This is a genomic window from Pseudochryseolinea flava (assembly GCF_003286915.1).
Taxonomy (GTDB): Bacteria; Bacteroidota; Bacteroidia; order Cytophagales; family Cyclobacteriaceae; genus Ohtaekwangia; species Ohtaekwangia flava.
Genome location: NZ_QMFY01000001.1, coordinates 733,717 through 759,045, shown reverse-complemented (window position 1 = coordinate 759,045; position 25,329 = coordinate 733,717). Strand labels below are relative to the sequence as shown.

Here is a 25,329-nt window from a genome sequence, read left to right as displayed (position 1 = left end):
TCCACGTGAAACGTCTAGAAAAAGAATAAACGAATATATGTTTTCTGATTATGATGTAATTGTCGTCGGCGCTGGGCACGCCGGCTGTGAGGCCGCGCATGCCGCCGCCACGATGGGTTCGAAAACACTCATGGTGACAATGAATATGAACACCATCGCTCAAATGTCTTGCAACCCAGCCATGGGCGGTGTCGCAAAGGGACAGATTGTACGAGAAATCGACGCTCTCGGCGGAATGTCCGGAATTATATCCGACAAGTCGATGATTCAATTTCGAATGCTCAACAGATCGAAAGGTCCCGCCATGTGGAGCCCCCGTACTCAAAACGACAGAATGAAATTCTCAGAGGAATGGCGCCTCGCCCTCGAACGCACGTCAAACCTCGACTTCTGGCAGGAGATGGTGTCAGAAATACTCGTAGAGGACGGGAGAGCAGTAGGAGTAAAGACAAGCCTCGGTTTAGAGATAAAAGCGAAATCCGTCGTCCTTACCAACGGCACATTCCTCAATGGAAAGATTCATATCGGCGAAAAGAGTTTTGGCGGTGGTCGCGCCGCAGAAAAGGCAGCAACAGGTATAACTGAACAACTGATACGACTAGGATTCGAAGCGGGAAGAATGAAAACAGGAACCCCTCCTAGAATCGATGGCAGGAGCTTAGACTATTCTAAAATGGAGGAGCAACCGGGAGACGAAAACCCATCCAAGTTCTCCTACAGCAATGAAACATCTCCGTTAGAAAAACAAGTCAGCTGCTGGATCACCTACACGAATGATGCAGTTCACGAACAACTTAAAGAGGGATTCGAAAAGTCCCCGATGTTCCAGGGCCGCATTAAGGGACTAGGCCCGCGATACTGCCCGTCCATCGAAGATAAGATAAACAGATTCGCAGAAAGAGAACGTCACCAAATCTTCGTCGAACCCGAGGGCTGGAATACAGTGGAAATCTACGTTAACGGATTTTCCACCTCTCTACCGGAAGACGTCCAGTACAAAGCTTTAACAAAGATCCCTGGTTTCGAACGGGCAAAGATGTTCCGCCCTGGTTATGCGATCGAATATGACTTCTTTCCACCAACGCAGTTAAAATCGAATCTCGAAACGCATCTTATAGCTGGACTATTCTTCGCAGGCCAAATCAATGGAACAACTGGTTATGAAGAGGCCGCCGGACAAGGATTAATGGCCGGCATAAACGCGCATCTGTCAGCCCTTCATAAAGATCCATTCATCCTTAAACGCTCCGACGCCTACATCGGCGTCCTCATTGACGACCTTATTAACAAGGGGACTCAGGAACCGTATAGAATGTTTACCTCTCGTGCGGAATACCGCATTCTGCTGCGTCAAGACAATGCTGACTTAAGACTAACCGAGTTTGGCCACAACATTGGACTCGCCTCTAAAGAACGCTACAAGCAAATGCTCGACAAGCGAAAAGGTACAGACGATCTATACAATTCACTAAAACGCCATAAAGTAGAACCTGACGTAAACGAACAATTGCTCTCACTAGGCACATCCACGCTGAGTGAAAAAACAATCGCACTCAATCTTTTAAGGCGACCACAAATCGATATTCATAGCCTCAAAACATTAAACCACGAACTCAAAACAATCCTGGAATCGAATTCCCTAGAAATCCAGGAACAAGTTGAAATAAAGGTGAAATACGAAAGCTATATCGAACGTGAGCAGCGTTTAGCGGAAAAGATCGGCGAGTTGGAAGATTTCAAAATAAAGCCGGACTTCGATTATGACCGGGTAAAAGCTTTATCATCTGAAGCTCGAGAAAAACTCAAAAGGGTAAAACCTGAAACTGTTGGACAGGCCGCAAGAATCAGCGGCGTTTCCCCCTCCGATATATCTGTCTTAACAATATACATGGGCAAATGAAAAGGATTATCGAATGCCCAGTTTGTAGTGGCGCCGAATTTAAACACGTTGACAATTGCATCGATTACACTGTTTCAAGCGAGCAATTCACAATAGAAGCATGTAAAGCCTGCGGATTCATACTCACAAATCCCCAGCCGGACTCTGCGAATCTCGCGAATTACTATATCTCACAGGATTACATATCGCATACCAATAAGGCCAACTCTATTATCGATAGACTTTACCTTATCGCACGACAATACACACTACGTTGGAAGAAGAACATCATTCACAGAAATTCCTCCGGAAGAGACTTACTTGATTTCGGATGTGGAACGGGGTCATTTATTCAGTACATGCAAACCCAGGGTTGGAACACCTTCGGGTTCGAACCATCACCTGCCGCTCGCAAAATCGCTCAACACATAACACACAACGACGTGTTTAGTGACATTGCGGAATTAAATGAATCCATGTTCGATGTAATCACCCTATGGCATGTTCTGGAGCATGTACCAGATTTAAACCAAACCATTGAAACACTTAAAAAACATCTCTCCACTAACGGGATCATTTTGATTGCCGTGCCCAACCATGATTCTCCAGACCGTAAGAAATACAAAGCAAACTGGGCAGCCTACGACGTACCAAGGCATCTCTGGCACTTTAACCAACATAGTTTACAACATCTCTTCCTAAAACATGGCCTCAGAATTGTGAAAACGATTCCCATGAAATTGGATTCGTATTACATAAGCCTTTTGAGTGAGAAGTATAAGAATGGTAATAAGTCATCCTTCTTCCACCTACCAAAGGCATTCATCGCAGGCCTCATGGCCAATATTTCTGCAAGCAGATCTAACAATTATTCTAGCCTCATCTACATTATCAAAAAATGAGACACCGACATATCACTTTCCTTTCAGCTATCACGCTTGCTGTATCGCTTGTTTCTTGCGCACGACAAACAACGCCAAACGGTGGCCCAAAAGACACCATACCACCGCTCTTACAAACGAGCTTATCCATACCGAAATCTGGAGCCACAAACTATAACGGTCAAACAGTAGAAATTGAATTCGACGAGTACGTCTCACTCAATAACCCGAAGGAACAAATCATCATCACGCCAGACGTGGACAAAAAATATGAAGTAGTCGCAAAGAAAAAGCGAGTTACACTCACCTTTGAAAATAAACTAAAAGACACCACCACCTATACCGTAAATTACCGAAACAGCATACAAGACATCACCGAACGCAACCCTGCCCGCAACATCAAAACCGCATTCAGTACCGGCTCATACATTGATTCCTTATCAATTGCAGGAAAGATTATAGATCCTCTAACTTTCAAAGACGTAAAACAAGCAACTGTTGCCTTATACCAACAAGATACATTCAATGTATTCAAACACAAACCAACGATCCTGACAGAAACAGACGACGAAGGAAACTTTCTACTCGAGAATCTAAAACCAGGTAGATATCACATTTATGCCATTCTCGATAAAAACAAAAATCTGATCGTGGATAGCAAAAATGAATCGTACGGATTTACCACAAAAGCAATCACGCTAAAAGATAAAACTCCAGACGTTACCATACCGATTCAAAAACTCGATACACGCCCACTCAAGCTAATTTCTGCAAGACCTTACAACTCATACTTTAACATCAAGACCTCAAAAAGCCTAAAGGCATTCACAGTGCGCGCCGGCACAACTACAATCGCTGCCGTATACGGCGACACTTATGACAATGTAAAAATCTACAATCAATCAACCGCAGAAGGCGATAGTATCAAAATACGATTAACAGGTATCGATAGCGCATCGAACAAAATCGACACGACATTGTTCGCCAAATTCAACTTCAAAAAAATTACCAAGGAACCATTCAACGTAAAGCTCGAAACCTTTCAGGCAGTACACACTAAGGCGTCCATTAAGGCGTCCATCACATTCAATAAACCAATCATGTCAATAAATCCTGACAGCATTCTATATCAAATCGATTCTCTCAACACAATAAAATTCTCATCGCAAGACATTCGAATAGATTCAACAAGTCGGAAAATTCTCATTGACAAAAAAATCGACCGCACACTCATCGCGAAACCACAACCGCCAGCAACCAATACTCCCGCGACCCAAAATCCCCAACAACAAAAGCCACCCAACTACGCATTCAAGCTTGGACACGGCGCATTCGTCTCAGTTGAGAATGACTCATCAAAGCAACTCTCAGAAAACCGCCGTCCTATATATTTCGACGAAACAGGAATCATCTTAGTTGAAGTACAAACTAACGAACAGTCATTCGTAGTAGAGTTATTGGATTCGAATTTCAAGATCATTCAGTCTGTAGCCAACGCTAAGAAGTTTTCATTTCAAGACCTCATCCCAGCCGACTATCAACTCAGACTCGTCATCGACAAAAACAACGATAGAGTTTGGACACCGGGCAATCTCCTTACCGCCACGGACGCGGAACCAACCATCTTATATTCCACTGAAAAAGCAGGCCCACAAATTAAACTTAAGGCCAATTTTGAACTCGGACCAATGTTGATAAAATACTGATAACCTGTTAAACGATGTGGAATACTTACCCTAAAACGTGGCCAAATTCCGACACAAACAAAAACACGATTTTGCTTATGGATAACTTTCCGCTTACCAACATTCTATCACATCAAAGTACTCCACAGCATTCCTATCCACACCATACAACCATGTGGACAACGCTATACAAATCTGATAATCAATAATTTACGTATATCAATATTTCTACATAACTTCCACAACACTTTTCTATTCACAGTTATCCACAAATCGACATGCTTAATATTAACAACTATATATATATATATATAAATAATATAAAGGGACATGTATTCCGGATAAGTGCATGCTTCCTTTTCCTTGTCTCATTTGATGTTTTTAGCCAGGACCTTTCAGAGATACAATTGGCCAATGAATACTTGCTAAAGGGCGACAAAAAAAAAGCGCTTGAGCTTTTTGTTGACCTTTCTAAAAGTGATGTTAACACGCCGTTTATCTACAACAACTACATCAACACGATGCTCGACCTTGGCGCTTTTGATGACGCACAATCGTATTTAAAAAAAATTTCGAAAAAAGACCCGGCCAACATCCAATACAATCTCGACCTGGGTTTTGTCTTGATCAGGGCTGGCGAAATGGGCAAGGCTGAAAATCATTTTAACAAACTCATCCAGGACAATAGAGAAAATGTACAGCGCATAAAACTTATGTCGGACTTTTTTATGTCCCGGTCGTTAATCGACTACGGCATTAAAGCCATGGTCGAAAGTAGGCGACACCTTGGCAACGAATTTCTGTATTGCCTGGATTTGGCAATGCTTTACAGAATTCAGGGCAGCCAGGATAAGATGGTGCAGGAATACCTCACGTACGTGACCCAGAACGCCGCCAATATTCAGTACGTTAAAAACATCATGCAAGCGCTTTTAACGAAGCCTGAAGAACTACAGAGCCTTGAAAAGCTACTTTACGACAAGGTTCAAGAATTTCCGAACATCGAGGTCTACGCCGACTTGCTTATCTGGGTTACGATGCAACAAAAAGACTTCAATGCGTCGTTCATTCAAGCACGTGCGTACGACAAACGGTACAAGCAAGATGGCGAAAAAACGATGGAAGTGGCCCGTGTGGCACTCGACAACGAAGATTACGACAACGCGCTCAAAATTTATCGCTACATTATCCGTACCTATCCGAATTCGCCAAATTTCCTACTGTCGAAGTTGGGCCTCATTCGCACTCGGGAAGCCAGGATTAAGAAAACCTTTCCGGTCAACGCTGACTCCGTCAAAGTGTTAGTCGGCGATTACAAAAGTTTTATTTCACTTTACCCCGATAATCAGAATTCGTTAGATGCGGCTCGAAGCGAGGCATCACTGTATGCTAATTATCTTGACGAGAAAGATAGTGCGATTGCCATTCTTCAATCTCTTATTTTAAATCCGCGCGCATCACTCTACCTCAAATCAAAAGCGAAACTTGATCTGGGTGATATTTATCTGCTAAAAGGAGAGCCATGGGAATCAACATTGTTATATTCTCAGGTGGAAAAAACGCAAAAGGAAAATCCTGTCGGGTACGAAGCAAAATTGAAAAATGCTAAACTATCGTACTACAAAGGGGATTTTCAGCTGGCGCAAGAGCATCTTGATATTCTAAAAGAAGCGACAACCCGCGAAATCTCAAACGATGCCATTGATCTAAGTTTAAGAATTAAGGAAAACATTGCCTTTGACTCTGCGGGTCTGGCGCTCAAGGAATTTGCGCGAATAGAGTTACTGCTCTATCAAAATAAAGTTGATGCAGCGATGCAATCAATCGATAGATTGAAAACGGGAGTAGCTCCAAATGGCGAAGCTGTTTCATTGTCAGCGATGCTCGATGATATTTTGTGGTTAGAGGCGAACTTGAAAATGAAACGGGGCGAATTCGAAAAATCGATTGAGCTCCTTCAACAGATCTTAAATCAATTCTCGGAGGATATACTTGCCGACGACGCCTATTTTTTGCAAGCAGAAATTTACGATCGACAAATTAAAGATAGTGAGAAGGCGAAGGAGATGTATCGAGAATTTCTTAACCGCTATCCGGGCAGTGTTTACGCCGCCGAGGCACGTAAAAGGTATCGCACACTACGGGGTGATTTTATAAATGAACCACCGCCGCAATTTTAATCGCCGGTTACAGAAACACCATCGCCAATCTTTACACGACCACTTTTTATTATGCGGGCGGTAATTCCACCATGTCCTCGCATGGCATTATAACCACCAACTCCTAAAGCTTCTTCCATTCTTGAACAAGGATGACACTCGCCAGTGTACTCCAATATCGCTTCGCCCATAGTAAAACGTTTTCCTTTAAGCGCGAGCAGGTTTATTCCTTCTACAACTACATTTCTTCTGACAAGACTCGGATCGAGCGACTCGATAGACAAAAACGAAGCAACGGCATCCAAATGTTCGCGCTGAATGATTGTTACTTGCCGAACCCCATTGCTTTTGTAACGGTCTCCGTCAATGCCGACATCTTCCATAAAATGAACTTGATCGATTATCGACATCGGTTCCTTTCTTTTTCTTCTTACACCAAGCCATTGAACGACTCCGTTTTGTTTGAATTGAGCAAATAGTTCTTTCATTATCATGAAGTCGAAAAAATCATTTAACTTAAAATTATCAGGCCATGTCTTCAAAAATTGGCTGAATTAGGGCAAAATCGCCTTCCAAAAAAAAAGCTGCCGATACTCTGCATGCATAACATTTTTTTTTACCTTCGTCTACTCCAATCGAAAACGTATGCGGAGAGAAGAAACCGTCGATCATAATATCAAGACAGCGTGGCATGGCATCGCTAGGATGTACAACCAGCAAGCGTTAAAATACGACGCGACGATGTCAATGGGTTTCGTCCTCCTTAACATTAATTCAGAAGAAGGAACACCAGCGACAAAAATTGCTCCGCTGATGGGTCTCGAGGCAAGAAGCCTTACGCGATTACTAAAGTCGATGGAGGAAAAGGAATTGATTTATCGCCAAGCTGATAAGAATGATAAGCGCTCGGTCCGAATTCTTTTAACGAAAGAAGGAAAACAAAAAAAAGAAAAAGCAAGAGACACGGTTTTGCGCTTTAATGAAGTGGTGCGTCAAGAGATTCCGGAGAGCAAGATCAACGTATTTTTTGAAGTGCTTCGGAAGATTAATTCAATTATTGATCGAAATATTTACGAAAAGCCGGAATAAAATTTCAGTGTTGCTCATGAATTCGAGCGATGTATCAAAATAAAAATTATGAAACGTTCAATCCGCAAAGTTGCCGTACTAGGATCAGGAGTCATGGGTTCCGCCATTGCCTGTCATTTTGCTAACATCGGATGTCAAGTGCTACTGCTGGATATCGCGCCAAAAGAATTGACCGATGAAGAAAAAGCAAAAGGTCTGTCGTTAGATCACAAAGCTGTTAAGAACAGAATCGTAAATGGTTCGCTAGATCGTTCCGTGAAGTCAAGCCCTGGGCCTATCTACAGCAAAAAGTTTTTGTCGCGGATCACAACCGGCAATTTTGACGACGACATGAATCGCATCAAAGATTACGATTGGACAATCGAGGTGGTAGTAGAAAATCTCGACATCAAGAAAAAAGTTTATGAGCAAGTAGAAAAATTTCGCAAACCAGGAACGCTTATCACGTCAAACACTTCTGGAATTCCCATTCATTTAATGGCCGAAGGAAGAAGCGATGATTTTAAAAAGCATTTTTGTGGTACGCACTTTTTTAACCCGCCACGTTACCTGAAATTATTGGAGATTATTCCAACACCAGACACCGATCCTGAAATACAAAAATTCTTGATGGAGTATGGCGACTTATATCTTGGCAAGACTACGGTGCTTTGTAAAGACACGCCAGCATTCATCGCCAACCGCGTTGGAATTTATGCCATCATGAAGGTAGTTGATTCGATGCGCAAATTGGATCTCAACATTGATGAGGTCGATAAACTCACAGGCCCTGTGATTGGAAGACCAAAATCCGCGACTTTTAGAACATCGGATCTAGTTGGTCTTGACACACTTATCAAAGTAGCAACAAATTTGTACAACGGTCTGCCTAACGATGAAGGTCGTGACATGTTTAAGCTTCCTGCTGAAATAGGAAAACTTGAACAGAACAAATGGCTTGGCGATAAAACAGGACAAGGATTTTATAAGAAATCGAAGAACGCAAAAGGAGAGACAGAAATCCTAACACTCGATCTTAAATCGTTCGAATACAAACCAAAGGCGAAAGCGAAATTTGCAACGCTTGAAACAACGAAGACGATCGAAAATCTTAAAGATCGTTTCAAAATTTTGCTTAGCGGCAAAGACAAAGCCGGCGATTTTTATCGCGATTCTTTTTACGGGCTCTTCAAATACGTATCCAATCGAATTCCAGAAATAGCAGATGAACTTTATAAAATCGACGACGCTATATGCGCAGGCTTCGGATGGGAGCTTGGTCCGTTTCAAACATGGGATGCTGTCGGTGTAGATAAAACGGTTCAAGCAATGGAGGCCGCGGGATATAAACCCAATCAATGGGTTTATGATATGATCGCCGCTGGACACAAATCATTTTACAAAGTAGAAGCTGGTCAGCGGAAGTTTTATGATGTTGGCAGTAAATCGTATAAGACGATTCCGGGTAAAGACGCATTTATCATCCTTGAGAATCTCTCCGACAACGTTGTTTGGAAAAATGCCGAATCAAAAATCACTGACATTGGTGATGGCGTCATCAACTTTTCTTGGCATAGTAAAAGTTACACCCTTGGAAGCTCCGTTATCGAAGGTCTCAACAAAGCAATTGATCTTTCGGAAAAAGATTTCAAAGGTTTGGTAGTCGGTCACCAAGGAGCTGATTTTTCTTTGGGTGCAAACCTTGGTCTCGTCTTTATGTTTGCGATTGAACAAGAATACGATGAGATTGATTTCATGGTTCGACAGTTTCAGAATTCCGTCATGAGAATTCGTTACTCATCATCGCCAGTAGTCGTATGTCCACAGGGTAGAACATTAGGCGGTGGCTGTGAAATGACATTGCACGCCGACATCGCACAAGCTGCGGCTGAAACATATATCGGTCTGGTTGAAGTTGGAGTTGGTCTTATTCCTGGGGGCGGTGGTACAAAAGAATTTGCAAAAAGGGTAAGCGATGCTATTCAAGAAGGAGACGTTGAGTTGAATGCATTACAAAACGCTTTCATGAATATCGCGACAGCCAAAGTAGCATTGTCAGCAGAAGAGGCGCGTGAAATGGGCGTACTGCGAGACAAAGACAGAATATCGATCAATAAGGACAGACAAATTTTAGATGCAAAAGCGGCAGTGCTGGACTTATATGATGCTGGTTACACGATGCCCGTACCCGCAAAAAATATAAAGGTGCAAGGTCGTTCTGGTATGGCCTTGTTTATGGCCGGTATCAACGGTATGCGGATGGGTAATTACATAAGCGATCACGATATGAAAATCGCGCGATGGATTGCTAACGTAATGTGTGGTGGCGATCTCACGTCACCTCAAGAAGTAAGTGAGCAATATCTGTTGGATCTCGAACGCGAAGCATTTGTCTCATTGACAGGTGAAAGAAAAACTCTTGAACGAATTCAATCAATATTAACAGGCGGTAAACCTTTAAGAAATTAAACTATGGACGCATACATTGTCGCAGCAAAAAGGACTGCAAATACACGGGCCAAGAAAGGTGGATTTCGATTTACCCGCCCCGATGATTTTGCAACGGAAATTATCAAAGCGTTAGTGGCATCTGTTCCTGGACTCGAGAACAAAATGGTCGATGATCTCATTGTCGGTAACGCTGTTCAGGAAGCGGAGCAAGGAATGCAAATGGGGCGCATCATCGCCTTGATGGCTTTGGGAATTGATAACGCTGGTATGGTCATCAACCGCTATTGTGGTTCTGGTGTTGAAGCAATTCATATCGCGTCAGCAAAGATTCAAGCAGGTATGGCTGATTGCATCATTGCCGGGGGAACAGAATCGATGTCATTAGTTCCCGTGATGGGCTGGAAAACAGCGTTGAATTATAATATCGCAAAAGATAACCCGACCTATTATACCAGTATGGGTCTAACGGCGGAAGAAATTGCAAAACAATATAAGATCTCACGCGAAGAGCAAGACAAGTTTGCGTATGAGTCACACATGCGTGCAATCAAAGCACAACAGCAGGGCATTTTTAAAGAAGAGATCCATCCCATCACAGTGAAAGAAATATTTGTTGATGAAAGTGGAAAGAAGAAAACGAAAGAGTCGGTAGTTGATACTGACGAAGGTCCGCGTCCGGATACCACAATTGAAGCGCTTTCAAAATTAAAACCCGTATTCGCTTTGGGCGGATCTGTCACTGCAGGAAATTCCTCGCCAACGAATGACGGCGCGGCGTTCGCAGTTGTAATGAGTGAGCGACTCGTGAAACAGCTTAACTTGAAACCGATCGCGAGAATGATGAGTTATGCCGTTGCGGGTGTCGATCCAAGAATTATGGGGATTGGTCCGGTAGCAGCCGTTCCCAAAGCATTAGCGAAGGCTGGTTTGAAAATGAGCGATCTGGACTTGGTGGAACTGAACGAAGCATTCGCCGCACAGTCACTCGCCGTCGTGAGGGACCTAAATATTAATCCTGAAATACTGAACGTGAACGGCGGCGCTATTGCGATGGGCCACCCACTCGGAAGTTCCGGTGCACGTTTGTCGCTGACACTTCTAAACGAGCTAAGGCGCCGTAACAAAAAATATGGCTTGGTAACGGCGTGCGTTGGCGGTGGCCAGGGTGTAGCTGGCATCTACGAACTATTGAACTAATTCTTCCAATAACTAAATCACGATGTCTGAATTTCACGATCGACATCTTAAAAAAAATTGACTGACTATGAGCACGACAGTTGAAACCAACAAAGCGATCAAGGGTGGAGAATTTCTCATCCGCGAAACAAAGGCACAGGAAATTTTTATTCCAGAAGAATTCAACGAGGAACAACGGATGATCATGCAACAGTGTAAGGATTTCCTTGCAAAAGAAGTATGGCCACGACTCGACGAAATTGATTCGATGAAGGATCCCAAGCTGATGCCATCAATTCTTGACAAAGCTGGCGAACTTGGTTTATTGGGAACATCCGTACCAGCGGAACTGGGGGGATTCGGAATGGATTTCAACACGACAATGCTTGTTGCAGAGGTTATTGGTGCCGGCCATTCTGTAGCTGTTGCGCTCTCTGCTCATACTGGTATCGGAACACTTCCAATTTTGTATTACGGAAATGAAGAACAAAAAAAGAAGTACATCCCGAAACTAGCTACCGGAGAATGGAAAGCAGCCTATTGCTTAACCGAACCGGATTCAGGATCTGACGCTAATTCCGGTAAGACGAAGGCGATGCCAACAGCGGATGGCAAGCACTACATTTTGAATGGGCAAAAGATGTGGATAACCAATGGCGGTTTTGCAGACATTTATGTTGTTTTTGCAAAAATTGAAAACGACAAAAACCTCAGCGCATTCATTGTTGAAAAGTCATTTGGCGGAATAACGATGAATGAGGAGGAGAAGAAGATGGGTATCAAAGGGTCATCGACGCGTCAGATTTTCTTCAATGACTGCAAGGTTCCTGCGGAAAACATGTTGAGTGAACGTGAGAATGGTTTTAAGATCGCCGTGAATATTCTCAACATCGGTCGTATCAAACTCGGCATTGCAGCACTCGGCGGAAGTAAACAAACAATTTCAATAGCTACGCGATACGCTAATGAACGCAAGCAGTTTGGAACTTCCATCGCTACGTTTGGTGCTATCAAACATAAAATTGCCGACATGGTAACGAAGGTGTTTGCATCGGAGTCAGCACACTATCGCGCTGGTCAAAATATTGATGACGCTTACAACGCCTTTGTTGCTGGTGGAATGGATTCTGCAAAAGCACGGTTAAAATCGCTTGAAGAATTTGCGATTGAATGTGCAATATTAAAAGTGCACGGCTCAGAGGTTCTTGATTTCGTCGTTGACGAGGGTGTGCAGATTTACGGGGGAATGGGATTCTCCGCGGAAGGTCCGATGGATCGTGCATATCGTGATGCTCGCATTAATCGAATCTTTGAAGGAACAAATGAAATTAACAGACTTCTTACGATCGACATGTTATTGAAACGTGCGATGAAGGGTCAGTTGGATTTGATGACGCCGGCGATGGCCGTGCAAAAAGAACTTCTCGCAATTCCTGATTTTGGTGCATCTGAAGAAGAAGGCATTTTCGTAAAAGAGAAAAAGGCGTTGAACAATTTGAAAAAAGCAGGCCTCATGGTCTCAGGAGCAGCCGTTCAAAAATTCATGATGAAGCTGTCGGAAGAACAGGAAATCCTCATGAATCTGGCCGATATGTTAATTGAAGGATACATCGCTGAGTCAGTAATTCTGCGTGTGGAAAAACTAATTGCCCTTCGTGGTGAGAAAGCATGTGGGATCGAAAAGGAAATGGCGATGATCTACTTACACTACGCAGTTAATAAAGGCGCAGCTGCTGGACGAGAAGCGATCAATGCTTTTGCTCAAGGTGACGAACAGCGTCTTATGTTAATGGGATTGAAGCGCTTCACTAAGATTGATCCCTACAATTTGAAAGATGCAAGACGTAAAGTTGCAAATCATGTAATTGAAAAGGGAGAATATCCTTTTTAGAAAATACTAGCCTAAACTGAATAAAAGGGTCGGAATAATTTCTGACCTTTTTTATTGCGAAGTGTTCAGATTTGTAAACGAGCAGTGTTCAAAATTCAACACTTTATACCAGGTGGCTAAAGAAAAACCTTGAATTTGATCAAATTCTTGGACTTCTAAAATATTGCATGACATTTGTAAATGCTTGGCCAGTATTGAAAAGAATACTTATGGAAGCCAAGAAGTCATTATCACCATTGTTGATTGTAGTAATTTTATTGTTCACGTTCCCTATTTGGATAGGTATCGTAGGCGGCGCCTTTGGAATCGTGGGTGGCGTAATCGGTGGCTTCTTCGGAATAATTACCGGCATCTTTGGTACCATCTTCGGCATTATTGGTGGTCTTTTTGGATGGATTTTCAACTGGTCAATTGGGTGGCCATTCTGCTGGGATATTGAAGTATGGGCAATCATGGCAATTGTAGCTGCTATTATTATCGCGTCAAAATCTCGCAAACAATAATTAGCTGCGCGGATGCCAATTGTAAAGGGCCGGATTCAAAAAGTATTTTGAGTAAACAGGATTCTTTCTGACTTCACGCAGTTCCGGCTTCTTGTTTACAAACGCGAGCTTGTAAACAAATTCAAAGCCCTTCCGTGTTTTCACATCTCGTTTGATCGAGGCCCATTTCTTCGTGTAAGGGTTTAAGAATTTTACTTCAACGTGATAGAGACCTTGCGATCCACGCACGCGTACAAAACTTCCTGGCGTTTTGTTATACAACTTTCCATTTACAAAAACTTGTATTGGTGTGCCGTGTTCTGTTTGAACAGCGATTCCTGAATCGTACCCTTTTGCTGTAAAAAATAGAAAGGAAAAACAAACAATCATTATCACCCTGCTCATAGTCGTTGTCTTTCCTATACTAAACGCAACGACTATGCCAACGTTCTCGAATCACTTTAAAAAGAGATTAAAAATGAAAAACAGGCATTTGCAAGCGAAATTCGAACATTTGCAAATTGAGAGAAATACGTTGCGGCCCTAGCTTTCCAAAATTGAATGCGTTCACGCTCAAATAAGCAGTCCTTAAAAAATTGCGAACCTTCGGCGACAACTAGCCCAAGCGTTAGATCTTCATTAGAGCCTTCATTTCCGTGACATGGGTTGATTAACTTTGCGTTCAATCAAATAAGAATATTATGGCGTGGCTCTACTTGGTACTGGCAGGTCTATTTGAAGTTGGATTTACAACGAGCTTGAAATTTTCAAACAACTTTCAACACAAACCCTGGGCAGTCGCGTTTCTGGTGAGCATCACTTTAAGCTTTGTGTTCTTGAACAAAGCGATTCAGACCATTCCATTGGGAACCGGTTATGCCGTTTGGACAGGCATCGGGGCAGTAGGAACAGCCGTCGTCGGAATAGTATTCTTTAAAGAGCCCTCAGATTTCTGGCGGCTGTTTTTTTTAGTCTTACTGATCGGGTCTATTCTGGGGCTTAAACTCGTGTCGAAGCCCCACTAATTACCGCCACGGAAATATTTATCCTCATCAAATTCTTCTTCGTCTTCAATTGGCTTTGGAATAGCGTTGATCTCAAGGATCTTAAATTCTGTACGTCTATTCTTTTGCCGCCCTGCAGCGTTATCACTGCCATCGGGATTTGTATTCCTTGCAATAGGTTTTGATTCACCATATCCTTTTGGCACAAGACGGTCTGGTGCGATACCACGTTGAATAATATAGTCAACAGCTGACTGCGCGCGGCGTTGAGAGAGTTCCAAATTGTAGGAGTCAGAAGCGATACTATCGGTATGAGAGCTCAATTCGATCTTGAGTTCTGGATTGTCGATCAAAATTTGAACGAGTTTATCTAGCTCGACGGCGGCATCGGGTCTGATAAACCACTGGTTAAATTCATAGAAAATATTCTCAAGTACGAAGCTCTTGCCTTGTTCTTTTTTGTCAAGTACGATCGTTGTGTCCAACGTAATGTTATTGATGAGATCTTTTAGCGTTGCAGGATCGACAGATTTTCCAAGTGTCGTGTAAGTTTGACGTTTTACAATAAATCCTTCAGCGTCTCCAACCAGCGAATAATTTTCATTTTCGTAAACTCTGAACAGAAACTTACCATCATTGCCAGTGACATAATCTTGCATGTTTGTTCCCTCGGCATCAAGGAGACTCACTTTGGCATTTGGCAAGATTTGGAGTTTGCCATCCTTATCGTTTGTGTAGGTTACACCGGCGAGATAATAATTAACAACTTTGAGATCAGGGTCCTCATTAACGAAAGTGTAGATGTCATCATCACCTTTTCCACCATCACGATTCGACGTAAAGAATCCACGATCAGGACGGAACAGGAAAATTCCAAAGTCATCGCTGCTTGAGTTCATGGGCTGGCCAAGGTTTTCAATTACTGTCTTGCCATTCTTGCGCAACACAACAAATAAATCTAAACCGCCGTATCCAGGATGTCCATCAGAAGCGAAATACAATTTTGCATCTTCAGCAACATAAGGGAAAGCCTCGTCGGCAACGGTATTCACTTCAGGTCCTAAATTCCGCACGCGTGAAAATCTGCCACGCGAATCCATCTGCGCGGAATAAATATCGGTCCCACCGTATCCGCCTTTGCGATTTGAAGCAAAGTATAACGTGCGTCCATCGGGAGCAAAACATGGAGACGAGTCCCAACTGAAATTTTGTGCATCACCATCAGCCTCGCTTTTAATCACCGTGTTCACATTTACTGGAACAGGCTCGGACCAAACATTATTTCTGTTACGAGATATGTAAAGGTCTACATCAACGCCACCACCTTTTTTCTTTTCTGAGTTTCCTTTTGCAAATATCATTGTCTTTCCGTCGGGGGAAAAAGTAGCGCAACCTTCATTTCTGATTTCGTCATTAAATGTTGTTGGAAGTTTAGTAATTGTCGCTACATCGACTTTTGCACCGCTTGTTGCAACCTTGTATATGTCAGTAAATGGTTTTCCTTCTGCTTCGTAAATCTTACCATCGCCCCGCGATGAAGTAAAATATAATTCGTTATTGACATATGCCGGAGAAAATTCGCTCGCTGAAGTGTTAAGCGCTTCGAGGTTTTTTACTTTGTAATAATTTTTCTTTTCGTCGAGGTGCGCAAGGTAATCGATTCCCTTACGTTCGGCAGCGGCTCGATCTTTTAAGGGAACATTCTGCGTACTTGCGACAAGCGCATCGAACTCTTTCGAAGCGTCAGAATATTTTCCTGCCGCCTTCAGAGATTGTGCCCGGTAAAACTGGATGCTATCTTGATCCAACTGACGACCACCAGCTTTGGCGTAAAATGGTTCAGCTTCCTTAATGCGATTTGATAACCGGTAGGATTCCGCAATGAAATAGTTTGCCTTGGCGTTGTTTGGATTATTCTCAAGAATCTTTTTGTTGAGATCAATGGCGTTCTGATATTTTCCAACCCTAAAAGCTTTCGTAGCTTTCTTCTCTATACTGCAAGAAAGAACCAGCGCAACAGAACACAACAAAACCGGAATCGACTTCATAGAAATTAAATAAAGATAAAGCTACAAATATTCATTTTATGGAGCCATCCTTTCTTGCGGTAAATACCGATTGAGCCAAGTGCTTTGTGCCGGCGCAATCCATTTAGCGTCAAGAGCGGCTTTCGTTGAGATCGTATTGTCAAATACTTTTGTCATCGCTCCCCACGCTCCGTTTTCAAGACAACGTTTAAGATCTTTTAGTTGGAAAAGCGTTACTTCATTACCCAGCAAGAAGGCAATGTTGTTTCTGTTAAACCAATTGATCTGTAAGCGATCGCCAAGTTCATGCATTGCGCGAACGGCTTTGTCTATCGAACATCCACTTGCAGCATTCACTTGCTCATCAGCGCCAATGATTACAAAATAGTCGGCCGCGATCTTAAATCCTGCAGTCATCGGATGTCCGTGAACAGTCCATGATTCTATAAACGAATGAAGGGTCTCGGAAATTATAGCCATTTCGCGATCGTTAATTTTTCGATCGGATTGATATATCCAAAGGCGACTGTGGCCCGGAAGAGAATCAAATGAGACTAGCATAGTATTCTTCAAATAAGATTTCTACGATAAACCTTTTGCTTCCGCGATAAGTTCTGCAATGTCTTTCACCTTAACGTCTTGCTCACGCTCCTTATTTTTCACGCCATCGCTCATCATCGTCATACAGAAAGGGCAGCCGACGGCGATTGTTGAAGCTCCCGTTTCAAGCGCCTCTTCGGTACGCTCGACATTAATATCCTTTTTGCCATTCTCGGGCTCCTTAAACATTTGACCACCACCAGCACCACAACAGAGCCCCGTTTTCCGGCTGCGTTTCATTTCAATTAAGTCGGCGTCGAGCGCAATGAGCAAAGCGCGGGGTGCTTCATAAACGTCGTTGGCCCGTCCGAGGAAACAAGAGTCATGGTATGTTATTTTCTTGCCTTTATATGCGCCGCCTTCAAATTTGAGTCTACCGCTGTCAATCAACTGTTGCAAAAACGTAGAGTGATGTATCACTTCATAGTTTCCGCCAAGCTCCGGATATTCATTCTTCAATGTATTGAAGCAGTGGGGGCAAGCGGTGACAATTTTTTTAATACCATATCCGTTCAACACCTGGATGTTATTCATCGCCTGCATCTGGAACAAAAATTCATTTCCTGCGCGTCGTGCGGGGTCGCCGGTGCAGGTCTCTTCAGTTCCCAAAACCGCGAACTTAACATCGAGTGAATTTAATATGGATGCGAAAGCTCGCGTTACGCGTTTGTAACGATCATCGAATGACCCGGCGCAACCGACCCAGAATAATATTTCTGGCGATTCGCCTTTTGCCGCAAACTCGGCCATGGTAACTATATTCATCAGTAAGGGTGTAGTTTTATTCTTGCGTTATTTTTTTTCTTCTGCCCAATTAAAGCGATCGCTTGGCGAAAATTTCCAGGGTGCAAAGTTCGTCTCAATATTTTGATACATAGAATTCCAGGATGCCGGAGATCCAGATTCCTCCATCGCCACATATCGTCGGAGCTCAGTGATAATTTCCAATGGATTTATCAACACCGGACAAGCTTCAACACAAGCATTACAGTTTGTGCATGCATTGATTTCTTCCTTGGTAATGTAGTCGCCCAATAGAGACTTTCCGTCGTTCAGACCAGGGCCGCCCTTCTCCAAACTATTACCAACGTCTTCTAAACGGTCACGTGTATCCATCATGATTTTGCGTGGCGATAGTTTTTTTCCAGTGATGTTAGCCGGACATTCCGAAGTGCATCGACCACACTCAGTACAGGTGTATGCTGCCAGCAAATTGTTCCAGGTCAAGTCGTTGATATCCTTCGCGCCAAACCGACCGGGCTCTGTGGGTGGAGCAGACGACTCGGCGGAAACGAGCCCTAGCATGGATTTTACTTCGTTCGTTACAACAGGCATGTTATTAACATGGCCTTTTGGCTCGACTTTCGCAAAATATGTATTGGGGAAAGCCAGGATAATGTGTAGGTGCTTTGAGTACGTGATGTAAATCGTAAAGCCCAAAATACCCACAATGTGAAACCACCAAGCAAATCGCTCGATCACTATCAACGTACTCTCATTCAACCCTGCAAAAAGTGGCATGAGCAAACTGCTGAAAAATAATTCTCCGGTAGTTGGGTAATGATCGCTGATGGGCTGAAGCAATTGATCGGTTGCATTCATTGTTAGAATCGCAATCATCAGGATGATTTCAGTGAACAATATAAGGTTGCCATCTAAACGTGGCCACCCCTTCATTTCAGCGTTAAAAAAGCGCGGTACTTTTGTGATGTTTCTCCGAAGCAAGAAGAAAACACAACTTACCAATACAGCAATCGCAAGAAATTCGAACACATTCATGAGTATGGTATAGAATCCGCCTAGAAAAGGCGCGAATATTCGATGCGTACCGGCAAATCCATCGATCATAAACTCAAGCACCTCGAGATTGATTACGAGAAACCCGACGTAAATCATCAAATGCAGTACTGCCGGTATCAGTCGCTTGAACATTTTTTTCTGACCGAAGGCAACGAGCAAAACGTTATTTAGTCTTTTGTCGACTTGATCTTTAAAATCTCTGTTTTTACCGAGGTTGATGTTCTTCCGAATCCGGCCAAAACGCTTCTGAATAAAGTAAATGGCCGCGGCAAGTACGAGAACGAAGGCTATTTGTGATATCATAAAAGTTTTAATGGGTCAAATCTGAAGAAATGTTGGCTGTATTTTGCACCAAAGTTAAATTTATCTACTTTTGTGCCCCTGTCAATGACCTCTTCGAGGTTTGCGGTGGTTTCGGTGATGTAGCTCAGTTGGTAGAGCAAAGGACTGAAAATCCTTGTGTCGGGGGTTCGATTCCCTCCATCACCACTTTCAAGTGTTGATTTTATCTGTGTAGATTGCATAAAGCCTCGGAAGAGGTTTTTTTGTTGGTAATGAGTTAGCTTCCCAATTTTAACGAATTACTGATAAGTATCCCGTTAGTTCGATTAAATTTTGGTCACTTAATCCAATGCAATGTTTTCGACGAATCTATCAGAAGCATTTGAACGTCTCCTGTTTTTGTACATCGCCGAAGTCATTCTAGGATTTATTCTTTTTTTCATCTTCCGTCATTTCGGAAATCTTTACCGTCGTCGATTCTTATATACGTGGTCGCTAAGTTGGCTGGCGTTTGCGCTTCATATCGCCTGTACCAGCGTTGTTATTTTATTGACGAATCAAAACCCATCCATTCCACGATTCATTTTTAATGTCGTTTCTCAACTGGCAAGTTTTCTTCAAATCATCTTTTTGTTGCGCGGTACTTATGAAATGGTATACGAACGTGCCTTCAGTAAAAAACAGTTTAGGGTGATTTTGATCTCGACCATCATCATTGCGTTGCTGACTGTATTTATTCTTCGGCAAGACAATGATTACGGATACGTACGCCATTTGCTTCGTGTTGGTAGTAGAACACTGGTAACTGGCATCGGTTTTCTGATCACGGGCGTGGTGGTGTGGCATAACAAAAAATTCACGAAAGGTTTTGGTCAACGGCTACTGGCGGCTTCGTTTTTATTTTACAGTGTCTACCAACTATACACATTCATCATTGTTATGCTTGACGTGGCCGATCCGTACTGGTACACACCGGGTGTGACGGACCTTTTTTTGATTGCAGTGATTGGTATAGGAATGGTCATGTGGCTTTTGGAAGATGAGCAAGAGAAACTGGAACAGGCTAACCGCGAACTCGATCAGTTTTTATACAGTACTTCACATGATCTTCGTGCCCCAATCGCGTCTATATTGGGGTTGACCTATCTTGGAAAACTGGAGTTCGAGGAGGAGAAGGCGCGCACCTTTATGGACATGATCGAAACGAGAATAAAAAAACTCGATCTAATCATTAGTGACATCCTAAATCTCTCGCGAAGCAAGAAAATTGATGTTCGTATTGAAGAACTTGATTTAAAGGAAATGATTGACAATACGGTGATGGACATCAAGTTTAATAAGGGAGCTTCTGCAATTTCGTTGGACTACAAACACGAGTCGTCACATAAATTCAAGTCGGATTTCAATCAGATGAAGATCATTCTTAACAATCTGATGGGCAATGCCGTGAAGTATCATAACATTCACCAGGAAAATCCTTACATCCGCGTTACTTTCTTCCGTAAAAAAGATGCAGTCGAGATAGGCATCGAAGACAATGGACAAGGTATTCCAGAAGATAGTTTGCCTAAAATATTCGATATGTTTTATCGCGCGTCGCCAATAACAGAGGGGACTGGTCTCGGTTTATATATTGTGAAAGAGGCACTCACGAAAATAAATGGGACTATTGAGGTGAAATCCCGCTACGGAAAAGGTAGCGTTTTCACGATCATCCTTGCTGACGCGTAATCTCAAAAAAAAGACGCCACCTGGCGTCTTTCATATTTCTTGTTGTTCGGCAATCAATAATGCTTTAATCGAATGACCTCTTCTTTGGTGAGAAAACGCCAGTGTCCACGCGGCAAGTCTTTTTTATCGATACCGGCATAAACAGAACGATCAAGTTTAACAACAGTATAGTCCAGCGCTTCGAAGATTCTTCTTACCACGCGATTCCAACCGATGTGAATTTCTAGGCCCACCGTTTTACCATCGTCTGAAACTATTGCTACGTCATCGACCATTGCACGACCTTCCTCCAATTGCACGCCTTCCATAATTTTTTCGAGGTCGGCACGGTTCAAAGGTCTGTCAAGTTCTGCTTTGTAGATTTTCTTGATGTTATACGAGGGGTGCATCAAACGTTCAGCCAAATCGCCATCGTTGGTAAAGAGGAGCAAGCCCGTTGTATTTCGATCGAGTCGTCCAACAGGGTAAATTCTTTCCTTCACGGCACCGCCGATGATATCCATCACCGTATTGCGTTCTTGCGGATCCGTCGTTGTCGTCAGATATCCTTTCGGTTTATTAAGCAGAATATAAACAGGTTTTTCTGCGCGTAGCACTTTATTCTCATGGCGTACTTCATCTCCCGGATTTACTTTATAGCCTAATTCCGTGATCACTTTTCCATTGACGGAGATCAGCCCCATCGTAATAAGCTCATCGGCTTCACGTCTAGAACACACGCCGCTGTTGGCGATGAATTTATTGAGACGAATGCGCTTATCTTTTGGACTATCGTCTTCGGTCGCATCAAATTTCTTCCCACGCTTTGATCCCGGTTTGAACGATGCTTCTGAGCGAACTCGCCGCGTTGGCTTTTCGGCATCGAAACCATCATCACCACCCTGTTTGCGTTTGAATGGAAGACCATAGTTTGGATTTCCGCGTTGAGAGTCCTTTCTGTTTACGCGCTTGCCTTGAAAAGATGAAGGTTCTTTTGTTTCTCCGCGCTCGCGAACAGGTCTGGATTTCTTTTGATCAAATCCGTCGCCTTCACTTTTCTTGGTGAATGGCTTTTCGAACTTCTCACTTCCAAAACGACTTTTTCCGCCGAATGATCCTTTACCTAAATCTGAACGGAAACCTTTTTTTGGACTGCTCTTGAATGGACGCCCTGAAGACTCGTCGGATTTTGCACCAAACGGTTTGGATTTAAATCCACTTCGAGGACCCGAACTCTTGAAAGGTCTTTCTGATGAGGAATCGTTTCGCCGTGAAGACGAGGATTTTTTAAACGGTCTATCGAAATCTTCGCGGGATCGAGATTTGGATGGTCCTGATTTAAAACCATCGCTATCGGATTTTTTTCCAAAACCTCGTGATCCGGATTTCGGCCGTGGAGCCGATCCAAATTCTGATTTTTTAGAGAATGATTTTTTAGGATTTGATTTCTTGAAATCGCTTCGAGATGAGTCGTCTTTTTTTCCGAAAGGTTTTCCAGTAGAATTCCCGCGACGGTTTGACGACCCTTTGGCATTATTCGGCCTGGGCATCTGGTTCTTTTAAATCGACATTTTCGCCAATAGTATTTACTTCTCCGGTGAATTCCTTTGGAATAGGCAGTTCATTAAGATCGTTGATTCCAAAATACTCCATGAACTTTGGCGTAGTGCCATAGAGCATCGGACGACCAATAGTCTCCGCCTTGCCGGTAATTTCAATCAGACTTTTATCGAGAAGTTTCTGAACCGCATAGTCGCAGTTTACACCGCGAATATTTTCAATTTCTGTTTTAGAAATAGGCTGCTTGTATGCAATGATCGATAGTGTTTCCATGGCTGAAGTCGACAATCTCTTTTTCGATTGTTGCTTCAGCATAATACCGATACTGGCTTGATATGCTGGTTTTGTGAGAAACTGATATCCGCCAGCGGTTTTGAAAAGTTGGAATGAAAATTCTTCTACAAGAAACTTCTCTTCAATTCGCTGAAGCGCTCCTGCAATATCATCTTCCGGAACGTCAGCATTGAACATTTCGGAAAGACATGATTTGATCTCGGCCACCTTGATTGGCGATGGCGAACAAAAGATCAATGCTTCAACATGATTCTGCAGGAAATCCAACTTCTTTAAATTTATGGTTCAAACTTCACTTCGCTACAGCAATTAATCTTGCTGCATCATCTTCGCTTCGATGGACTGCGTTGTGTGCGGAACAGCGATGAGACGTTCTTTTGGAATAAGTTTTCCTGTTACAGAACAAATTCCATAGGTACCATTCTTAATCCTGATCAACGCATTTTCAAGATTGGTAATGTATTTTTGCTGACGTGCTGCCAATTGGCTAAGGTTTTCCTTTTCTGCTGTTTCCGCGCCGTCTTCCAGAACTTTCGTGTTTCCACCAGAGGTTGCGTCTGTTCCTTCGTCGTTGTTTCTATTGAGGGTGTCTTTCAGAATTTTATATTCTTCACGCGCTTTGTCGAGTTTTCTGTTGATCAGTGACTCGAACTCTTTCAACTCTTCGTCTGAATACCTGGTTCTGTCTTCTGTAGAAGATGCTTTCGCAGGTTTGTGGGCAATTGGTCTCTGGTTTGGCACAGGAAAAATGGTTAATTGTGGTGGCGCTGCTTTTGGTGTAACAGGCGGTGTTGCTTTTTCAACTGGCGGCGTTACTGTCTTTTCAGCTTTTTTGGACACTATCTTCTCTACCTTCTCTACTTTTTTGGGAGCTACTTTTTTCGCTACCACTTCCTTTTTTACCGCTACCGGCTTTTTGGTAACCTTCTTTGGAGCGGCTTTCTTTGCTGGCGCTGCCTTTTTTGGTGCAGCCTTTTTAGCCTTCGCTGGAGCCGCCTTTTTTACCTTTGCGGCCGGCTTTGCTTTTGACGCAGGTTTCTTCGCGGCCTTTGGGGTTGGTTTTTTACTCTTAGCCATAGTAGGGTTTTCTTCCTTTAAATAAAGATGCGCAAAATTATCAGGTCGCCCTCGAAAACAAAAAATAATAAGTAATAAATTCCCGCCTTCCAGGAATCCGCTCGAAATATCCTACCATGAATCTACAGCTCAAAATAGTTGCCATCTCGGTCGCATTGCTGATCGGATGTTCACCCAACACACCGGAAAAGGAACAATCGATAGGACCGATAACCCTAGTAATCCATGGTGGTGCTGGTACAATCCTGAAGGAAAACATCGCGCCAGAGAAAGAAGCAGCGTATTTAAAAACACTTCAGGCAGCACTGGATTCAGGTTTTCAAATTTTAGCCGGAGGAGGAAGGAGTGTCGACGCGGTTATCGCAGCCGTTACAATTTTAGAAAACGATCCATTGTTCAATGCGGGAAGAGGTTCCGTTTTTTCTGAATCGGGAAAAAATGAAATGGACGCGGCAATTATGGATGGTAGCAATTTAATGGCGGGTTCGGTGGCAGGTGTAACCACAATTAAAAATCCAATTCAAGCGGCTTATGCTGTTATGACAAAAAGCGAACATGTCATGATGATCGGCGCTGGCGCGGAAAAGTTTGCCAATGACCAAGGTGTTGCAATCGTCGATCCCTCTTATTTCTTTGATTCAACGCGTTATAAACAATGGCAGAAAGTGAAGTTAAAAGCGCAATCGTCGACCTCACTTCTTGACAACGTCACGCGCGATAAGAAATTTGGTACAGTGGGTGCAGTTGCATTGGATCGATATGGCAATCTCGCGGCAGCGACTTCTACCGGAGGAATGACCAACAAGAAATATGGACGTGTAGGCGATGCTCCAATAATCGGTGCGGGTACGTATGCCGATAACGAATCATGTGCAGTTTCGGCAACTGGTTGGGGAGAGTATTTTATTCGACTAAACGTGGCGCATGACATCGCCGCCATGAAACGATACACGAATCTGAACCTTCAACAGTGTGCTGATAGCGTCGTCTTGAAGAAAGTGCTCGCGCTTGGTGGTGATGGCGGTGTGATCACATTGGATCGCGCCGGAAATTTTACAATGACTTTTAACACTGCAGGTATGTTTCGAGGCTACATCCGTGAGAAAGAAGAAGCACATGTCTTTATCTACAAAGAATAATCGATTCGAACGGTGTTAAAAAAAGCTTGTTGATTTTGTAGATTTGCGCCATCATGAGAACCCCGATTTCGCAAATTGTAGTGGTGCTGCTCTGCACCTTTATATGTTCATGTTCAACTTCTGCATACGCTACACACGTTCGTGGCGGTCAAATTCAGTTACGC

At 43.1% G+C, this 25,329-nt stretch carries 21 protein-coding genes and 1 tRNA gene; 13 read left to right on the top strand and 9 right to left on the bottom strand.

The features are described 5' to 3' along the window. The first annotated feature begins 37 nt into the window (after positions 1-37). The 4 genes from mnmG to DQQ10_RS03450 all read left to right on the top strand — a co-directional run bounded on the left by mnmG (position 38) and on the right by DQQ10_RS03450 (position 6,625). Complete coding sequence (gene mnmG / locus DQQ10_RS03465) at positions 38-1,900, top strand: tRNA uridine-5-carboxymethylaminomethyl(34) synthesis enzyme MnmG (protein ID WP_112745756.1); 1,863 nt, start codon at positions 38-40, stop codon at positions 1,898-1,900. Further along, complete coding sequence (locus DQQ10_RS03460) at positions 1,897-2,781, top strand: class I SAM-dependent methyltransferase (protein WP_112745381.1); 885 nt, start codon at positions 1,897-1,899, stop codon at positions 2,779-2,781. The genes mnmG and DQQ10_RS03460 overlap by 4 nt, the downstream gene beginning before the upstream one ends. After that, entirely contained in the window at positions 2,778-4,466 is a 1,689-nt protein-coding gene (locus DQQ10_RS03455; RefSeq protein WP_112745380.1) for an Ig-like domain-containing protein, read from the top strand. Before DQQ10_RS03460 ends, DQQ10_RS03455 begins: the two co-directional genes overlap by 4 nt. A 257-nt stretch (positions 4,467-4,723) precedes the next feature. Continuing rightward, positions 4,724-6,625: a tetratricopeptide repeat protein gene (locus DQQ10_RS03450; RefSeq protein WP_112745379.1), complete on the top strand. Its 1,902-nt coding sequence runs from the start codon at positions 4,724-4,726 to the stop codon at positions 6,623-6,625. Here the strand turns inward: DQQ10_RS03450 and DQQ10_RS03445 are convergent. After that, positions 6,622-7,092: an MOSC domain-containing protein gene (locus tag DQQ10_RS03445; RefSeq protein WP_317047917.1), complete on the bottom strand. Its 471-nt coding sequence runs from the start codon at positions 7,090-7,092 to the stop codon at positions 6,622-6,624. The genes DQQ10_RS03450 and DQQ10_RS03445 overlap by 4 nt on opposite strands. Positions 7,093-7,249: 157 nt before the next feature. Here DQQ10_RS03445 and DQQ10_RS03440 point away from each other — a divergent pair, with 157 nt between their 5' ends. The 5 genes from DQQ10_RS03440 to DQQ10_RS03420 all read left to right on the top strand — a co-directional run bounded on the left by DQQ10_RS03440 (position 7,250) and on the right by DQQ10_RS03420 (position 13,693). Beyond that, positions 7,250-7,693, top strand: coding sequence for a MarR family winged helix-turn-helix transcriptional regulator (locus tag DQQ10_RS03440; RefSeq protein ID WP_112745378.1), 444 nt, complete (start codon positions 7,250-7,252; stop codon positions 7,691-7,693). Between the two features lie 48 nt (positions 7,694-7,741). Continuing rightward, the gene (locus tag DQQ10_RS03435) at positions 7,742-10,141 is read left to right on the top strand and encodes a 3-hydroxyacyl-CoA dehydrogenase/enoyl-CoA hydratase family protein (RefSeq protein WP_185147019.1); all 2,400 of its coding nucleotides are present in this window, start codon (positions 7,742-7,744) and stop codon (positions 10,139-10,141) included. A gap of 3 nt (positions 10,142-10,144) precedes the next feature. Beyond that, complete coding sequence (locus DQQ10_RS03430; protein ID WP_112745376.1) at positions 10,145-11,320, top strand: thiolase family protein; 1,176 nt, start codon at positions 10,145-10,147, stop codon at positions 11,318-11,320. 67 nt (positions 11,321-11,387) lie between these two features. Then, complete coding sequence (locus DQQ10_RS03425; RefSeq protein ID WP_112745375.1) at positions 11,388-13,190, top strand: acyl-CoA dehydrogenase family protein; 1,803 nt, start codon at positions 11,388-11,390, stop codon at positions 13,188-13,190. A gap of 209 nt (positions 13,191-13,399) precedes the next feature. Beyond that, positions 13,400-13,693 (top strand): hypothetical protein, encoded by a 294-nt coding sequence (locus DQQ10_RS03420; RefSeq protein WP_133259520.1) that lies wholly within the window; start codon positions 13,400-13,402, stop codon positions 13,691-13,693. Here DQQ10_RS03420 and DQQ10_RS03415 read toward each other — a convergent pair whose 3' ends face one another. Further along, positions 13,694-14,077: a hypothetical protein gene (locus DQQ10_RS03415; protein WP_133259519.1), complete on the bottom strand. Its 384-nt coding sequence runs from the start codon at positions 14,075-14,077 to the stop codon at positions 13,694-13,696. Between the two features lie 296 nt (positions 14,078-14,373). Here DQQ10_RS03415 and DQQ10_RS03410 point away from each other — a divergent pair, with 296 nt between their 5' ends. After that, complete coding sequence (locus tag DQQ10_RS03410) at positions 14,374-14,697, top strand: DMT family transporter (RefSeq protein WP_112745372.1); 324 nt, start codon at positions 14,374-14,376, stop codon at positions 14,695-14,697. Here DQQ10_RS03410 and DQQ10_RS03405 read toward each other — a convergent pair. From DQQ10_RS03405 to DQQ10_RS03390, 4 genes are all read right to left on the bottom strand, one after another. Next, positions 14,694-16,724 carry an OmpA family protein gene (locus DQQ10_RS03405; RefSeq protein WP_245970254.1) on the bottom strand — a complete coding sequence of 677 codons (2,031 nt, stop codon included), beginning with the start codon at positions 16,722-16,724 and terminating at the stop codon, positions 14,694-14,696. The genes DQQ10_RS03410 and DQQ10_RS03405 overlap by 4 nt on opposite strands. A gap of 36 nt (positions 16,725-16,760) precedes the next feature. Next, positions 16,761-17,183: a hypothetical protein gene (locus tag DQQ10_RS03400; protein WP_133259518.1), complete on the bottom strand. Its 423-nt coding sequence runs from the start codon at positions 17,181-17,183 to the stop codon at positions 16,761-16,763. A 102-nt stretch (positions 17,184-17,285) separates the two neighbouring features. Continuing rightward, positions 17,286-18,053 (bottom strand): (Fe-S)-binding protein, encoded by a 768-nt coding sequence (locus DQQ10_RS03395; protein ID WP_112745370.1) that lies wholly within the window; start codon positions 18,051-18,053, stop codon positions 17,286-17,288. A 42-nt stretch (positions 18,054-18,095) separates the two neighbouring features. After that, entirely contained in the window at positions 18,096-19,406 is a 1,311-nt protein-coding gene (locus DQQ10_RS03390) for a (Fe-S)-binding protein (RefSeq protein ID WP_112745369.1), read from the bottom strand. A gap of 113 nt (positions 19,407-19,519) precedes the next feature. Between DQQ10_RS03390 and DQQ10_RS03385 the strand changes: the two genes are divergently transcribed. Beyond that, a tRNA-Phe gene (locus DQQ10_RS03385) sits at positions 19,520-19,592 on the top strand. 147 nt (positions 19,593-19,739) lie between these two features. Then, positions 19,740-21,116, top strand: coding sequence for a sensor histidine kinase (locus tag DQQ10_RS03380; RefSeq protein WP_112745368.1), 1,377 nt, complete (start codon positions 19,740-19,742; stop codon positions 21,114-21,116). Between the two features lie 53 nt (positions 21,117-21,169). On the opposite strand, the gene DQQ10_RS03375 is transcribed toward DQQ10_RS03380, so the two are convergent. Genes DQQ10_RS03375 through DQQ10_RS28190 form a run of 3 tightly spaced genes read right to left on the bottom strand, consistent with a single transcriptional unit; the run spans position 21,170 to position 23,672 of the window. Beyond that, entirely contained in the window at positions 21,170-22,645 is a 1,476-nt protein-coding gene (locus tag DQQ10_RS03375) for a pseudouridine synthase (protein ID WP_112745367.1), read from the bottom strand. Further along, a complete protein-coding gene (gene scpB / locus DQQ10_RS03370) occupies positions 22,629-23,216 on the bottom strand; it encodes an SMC-Scp complex subunit ScpB (protein ID WP_112745366.1) in 588 nt (195 codons plus the stop codon). The genes DQQ10_RS03375 and scpB overlap by 17 nt, the downstream gene beginning before the upstream one ends. Positions 23,217-23,258: 42 nt before the next feature. Continuing rightward, entirely contained in the window at positions 23,259-23,672 is a 414-nt protein-coding gene (locus DQQ10_RS28190; RefSeq protein WP_245970290.1) for a TraR/DksA family transcriptional regulator, read from the bottom strand. 470 nt (positions 23,673-24,142) lie between these two features. Here DQQ10_RS28190 and DQQ10_RS03360 point away from each other — a divergent pair, with 470 nt between their 5' ends. Beyond that, complete coding sequence (locus tag DQQ10_RS03360; RefSeq protein ID WP_112745364.1) at positions 24,143-25,165, top strand: isoaspartyl peptidase/L-asparaginase family protein; 1,023 nt, start codon at positions 24,143-24,145, stop codon at positions 25,163-25,165. Positions 25,166-25,329: the final 164 nt, after the last annotated feature.